Annotated in this window: 1 protein-coding gene and 1 pseudogene; both read right to left on the reverse strand. The window is 44.5% G+C overall.

Going from position 1 to position 5215, the window contains the following annotated elements:
* Window positions 1-1734: pseudogene (locus tag H6S82_RS17220) on the reverse strand (hypothetical protein); the annotation flags it as partial.
* 128 nt (window positions 1735-1862) lie between these two features.
* Window positions 1863-4952: a VIT domain-containing protein gene (locus H6S82_RS17225; RefSeq protein ID WP_190472072.1), complete on the reverse strand. Its 3090-nt coding sequence runs from the start codon at window positions 4950-4952 to the stop codon at window positions 1863-1865.
* Window positions 4953-5215 lie beyond the last annotated feature (263 nt).

Raw genomic sequence — 5215 nt, forward strand, 5'->3', positions numbered from 1 at the left:
GTTGCTACTATTTTTGACATCGCTTTTAATCATTGCCAACGCATCAAAAATAGTTTCTATCGCTCGTTTGAGTTGTTCTGTAGATAATCCAGGTAGTATTCCACTCCATATTGACATCACTTGTTCGTCGTCGCTATCATTTATTAAATCATCTTTATCTGAAAACCTATTTAAGGTTTCTAGAACACTAGAACTTTGAATTATTTCCATCCAGCGATCGACATCAACTTTAATATTCGCTGGAGATAATACCTCTTGCTTCAGATTGAAAATAAGCCAATCGGCATTAGATTTGAACGAGTCTGCATTTGCTTCATGCTCTAATGCCAAAATTCCTCGAATTTCTCGCAATAGCTTTGTGTCATAAAACTCATTCCTTGCCATTGCTGCCAGAATATTAACAGGCGTGTTTGAATCTTCTGCAACTTTGACTTGAACTCGTTCGTCAGGATTGACCGATAGTTCTTCCAATAGTTGAATTTTAAGTGCTTCGGGCGTTAAAGAATTTTGGGCAACAGCTAACTTAACATCAGTATTCGGATATTGGCTCAATCGCTCTAAAATTTCTACTGTAACTTGTGGATGTTTGGCGATATCAGCTAAAAATTGAAGTGCATTTTCAATGTTGCTTTCCACAATTTTTATGGGCAGTGAGTCAAAATAAGCTATTTTATCTTTTCTAAATTCCTCTAGATCGACATTGGCTAATTCAACCAAAATCCAAGTAGGTGTATTCGGCTGTCCCGTTAAAAAATCTGGCAAATTATCTTCTTTCCAAATTGGCCCTTTTGTCGCTGCTTCTCTAAAAAATCGCTCTAAAATACTGGTTGGTAAATTCTGCCGCTTCCAAAAAATATGCTGCTGGATTGAAAATAGTTGATGCAGAATTTCTTCTGTTGCATTAGGATGTTCTGCTACTGCTTCTTGTATAGTTTTCTCTGAATATTCTGCCAAAACATCCAGCACATTTGCAGGTGTTTGCGGATTTTTGGCAACGGCTAACTGAATTTTGAATACAGAATCTCTGGCTAATTGCATCAAAGTTTCTGCCGGAGTGGAAGGATTTTGTGCCACTGCCAAACGAATCCACGCCCAGCGACTTTGCCCTAACATTGCCAGTTGTTCTGTATCGGTATTCCAATCAGTTGCAACGGTATGTTGTCCTTCTACCAACTCGATTAACCCAGGCGGACAATTAGAGTTATATTTCACCGCCAAGCGAATCGGTATTTCTAAATCGCCTGCCAATTGTTCTAATACTGCTAATGGCGTTTCTGGGGATTCCGCTACTTGCAATCTCGGTTCTAGAGTTGGTTCTTTTGCCAGTCTTTCTAACAGTTTGAGGCGATATCGTAAAGGTAAGTGAGGATTGCGAAGTCCTTCGATAAATCGTTCTGCTGGCACCCATTCGCTGAAAAAACAATCGGGAACTGGCCCAATTTTGAGCAACTCGACGGCAAGGCGATCGTTCTGTCCCAATTCAACGTTTTGCAACTCCGCGTCCAGCGCTTCCTGCCAGCCTTCTGTCAGTTCTCCCGCCCAATTAACGTGCAGCCGAGCGGCTTGGGCTACTTGCCGATCGCTACTGCGGGTGAGAACTTCGAGGAGGTGACGCGGTGTGGCGGGATCATTGGCGATCGCTAATTGCAATTCCCTTGTTTCTGAAGCTAATCGTTCGTTATCGTCCAAAAAACGCTGTAAATCGGCGGAATTCAGCGGCTCTGGTAGCGGCATAACTTATCCCTCGATAACAGAAGTCAGTACAAAATGTGCGATCGCCTTGGTATCCCCACAAAGCGGATTTGCTTTGTGAGATACCGTAATATAGTATATTTGTACTAAAAAATCAACTGTCGATCGATCTATTTATCAGACGCAGCACTTTTCAAACCTTTGCGTCGCATCCAGCGAAGGTAGATCAAAAGCAACACGAGTGCTAGCAAGTTACCCAAAATTTGGCCGGGTTCGGGTACTGCGTTGGGATCTGGTGCTTGGTTGGACGATCCTTGAGTGGGTGCTGGCGGTGGCGGTGGGGCAGCGGGTAGTGCGGCGGGTTTCGCCAAGCTGGGAGTTGATAGCTTAGCTTGTGCTTGTGGTTTCATACCTTCTGGGGTTTCCGCCGGCACTTGCACTTTTTTGGTATCTTTGGGATCGACTCGCACATCTTCGGAGACGGCGACAAAAGCGGTGTATTGGGAAAGCAACCGATAAGATAGGGCTGTGTCGGTAACGGCTTTGACGCCATTGGGGTTTTCGCCGCCGTACATTTTACTCATCAAATCTTTAATGCGGGCGCGTCCCCAAAGTTGCGCGATCGCTTCATTTCCTCCCCCATCAAATTCGATCGGCAAGGTTTTTTCATAGCGTTTGCCACCAGCAGCAATACCCGTAATTTTGACGTTGCCTTTAGTGCGATCGCCTTTGCGTCCAAACAATACCAGCGGTTCGTTCGCAAACAAATCCGGTGGTTTGAGAGGATAAATTTCTGGTGCTTTACCCGTACCTTGCCAGCTAACTTCGATATTCGTCAGTACGGGATTGTTGATTTCTTGGAAAAACTTTTCCACTACTTTTTGGGGCGCTTCGTTGGGCGCTAAGACTTTGGCCGTACCCCGTCCTTCTTCGGCGATGCGATCGACTAAAAAACGGTTCACGGAAGGGCCGACACCAAAACTATAAAGTCGATTTCCCGGTTTCAGATTTTTCTGCACTTCTGCAATAATGGCATTATCATCCCCGATCAAACCATCAGTAATTAAGACCACACTTCGCAGGCGTCCGTCCGGCGCAGGTGGGAAACTCAGCACCTTTTGGATGCCATTCATTAACTCTGTACCGCCGTTAGCATCGATGCGATTGATGTAATTAAGAGCTTTTTGTCGGTTTTGTGCTGTATTTGGTAAAGGTGTGGCAGATAATTGCTGAGCGGTATTGGCAAAGTCAATAATAGTAAAGGTATCGTTGGGATTTAATCCATTGATAAACCGCCGCATCAATTCCTTCGATTGCACAATGGGTCTGCCGGATTGAGAACCGGAGGTATCCATCAGAAATACGACATCTTTGGGTACAATTTCGTTGCTTTGATATTGCACCGCCGGGATTAAATAGGTGGCAAAGTGACCGCCTCTTTCGTCGGCTGAAGATAGGACTGTGGATTGAGTTCGATCGCCGGCGACTTGATAGCGCAAAATCAAATCTTTGTTGGGAATTGTCTTTTGTTTGGCTAACTGAACTCGCACAATGCGCCCATCTTGTACGGTAGCGATTTGGTGAGAGAGCGATCGCACATTACTTATCGGTACTCCCGCCTCAAGTTCGACGGTGACGCCGATATTTTGTCCGGAACGTCCGGTGGGGACTGTCGGCGGAGTAATTTTCGAGGCGTCTTTAACTAAATTTGTATTTCCGGGAATATAGCGTGGCCCGACAACCATCGGAAAGACGAATTCGTAATCGCCTTTAGTAAATTTCAGGCTCTCGGTGTAGCGAATCGTGACATTGATTTTTTCTCCGGGTTTGATGTTAGCTAAAGATTGGGTAAAAATATTATCTCGTTCTTGTTCTAGCAAACCGGCTGTTTTGCCCTGTGCTTTAGCTTGCTGATAAATTTGTTTCGCTTCTTCGCGTTTTTTAATCAGTCCTCGAATGATGCGATCGCCTACTTTAATTTCCATATCATCCACTGCCGCATCATCGGGAAGTGGAAAAACATAAACCGCTTCGATGGGGTTTTTAAACGGATTGGTAAAAGTTTGGGTTACTTCCACCCGCGACACATTTCCTGAAACTTTTGCCATTACTTCGGTATGTTGCAACGGGAAAACTTGCTGCTGTCCGTTGACCTCGGCAAATAAACCTCCTGTTTTAGGAGTTGTTTTATCATTTTCTGGTTGAGTAACTACCGGATAGTTGGGTGTAGAAACCTGTTGGGCTACAGGAGATAGCAACGCTCTCACTCCCGCAAATCCTAACAGCAGCAAAGCACTCGCCGCGATCCATTTCGGATATTTTCGTTTGGCGGTCAGCGATTTGGCATTCAAATCTTTGATGACTTCTGCTGCTGATTGATAGCGCCGCTTTGTGGCACTTTCCAGCATTTTGTCGAGGATGCTACCTAATTTGTTGCTAATTGGCGTTCTCAAGTAATGCCGCCACACCCAGGTGTCTTCACTTGTATCGCTCAAATCGAAAGGTGGCATTTGCGTGAGCAAATGGATACAAGTGACGCCCAAACTATATAAATCGCTGGCAAAAATAGCTTTACCTTTTACTTGTTCTGGGGCTGTGTAGGCAGCGGAACCAATTACTGTCCCGGTTTTGCCCAACATTGTTTCGGTGGTATATTTAGCTGCACCGAAATCAACTAAAACTAGCTGCCCATCTTTACGACTGCGAATGATGTTTTCGGGTTTGATATCGCGGTGAATGGTGTGATGGCTGTGGACAAATTGCAGCACTGGCAGCAAATTTTGCAGCAATTGGCGAATTTCGCTTTCGTTAAAAGGGCCTTTTTGTTGTAGTTCTTGGGCTAAATTTTCTCCATCGATAAATTCTTGCACTAAATATTGTTGGTTATTTTCCTCGAAATAAGCCAACAGTTCGGGAATTTGAGGATGGCTGTCGAGCGTTTTGAGTTGTGTTGCTTCTTGACGAAATAATTCTGTCGCTTTTTCCCGATTTTCTGTGCCTTGTTGTTGGGGAAAAAACTGCTTAATTACGTAGCGCGGTTGAGATGGTTTTGATTCATCTACGCATAAGAAGGTTCTGCCAAAACCTCCTTGACCGATCGGTTTGATGGCGCGGTAGCGCTCTTGTAGCAACAAGTTCGAGCTACAATTTTTGCACGCCAGTGCATTACTGGGATTTTCCGGGTGCTTGCAAGCGGGGTTGAGACAGTAGCACGGACGCTGGTTGTGGGCGGTGCTTTCTGATGGGGGAAAAGTAGCCATATCACCCATTTCCTATACCTTTGAGGTTATTCTAGCCAGAGGAATTTGCAAAGGGTAGATACAATATCAATTCTTCATCTTCCGCAAGATAGATATAAAGTTAGTTTAAATTTGGGGCCAATATTTCGCTCTCTTTTTTTACGAACTCGATCGAGACCCAGGTTTTCGATCGAGAAGAGGGGATTGGTACTAGACAAGGGCAGAGATTTGGTGTATACTTCTTTATAATGGGAATCCATTTAAAAATTTTGTTTAAAAACAGA

It is taken from the genome of Planktothrix sp. FACHB-1355, from assembly GCF_014748295.1.
GTDB lineage: Bacteria > Cyanobacteriota > Cyanobacteriia > Cyanobacteriales > Aerosakkonemataceae > Aerosakkonema > Aerosakkonema funiforme_A.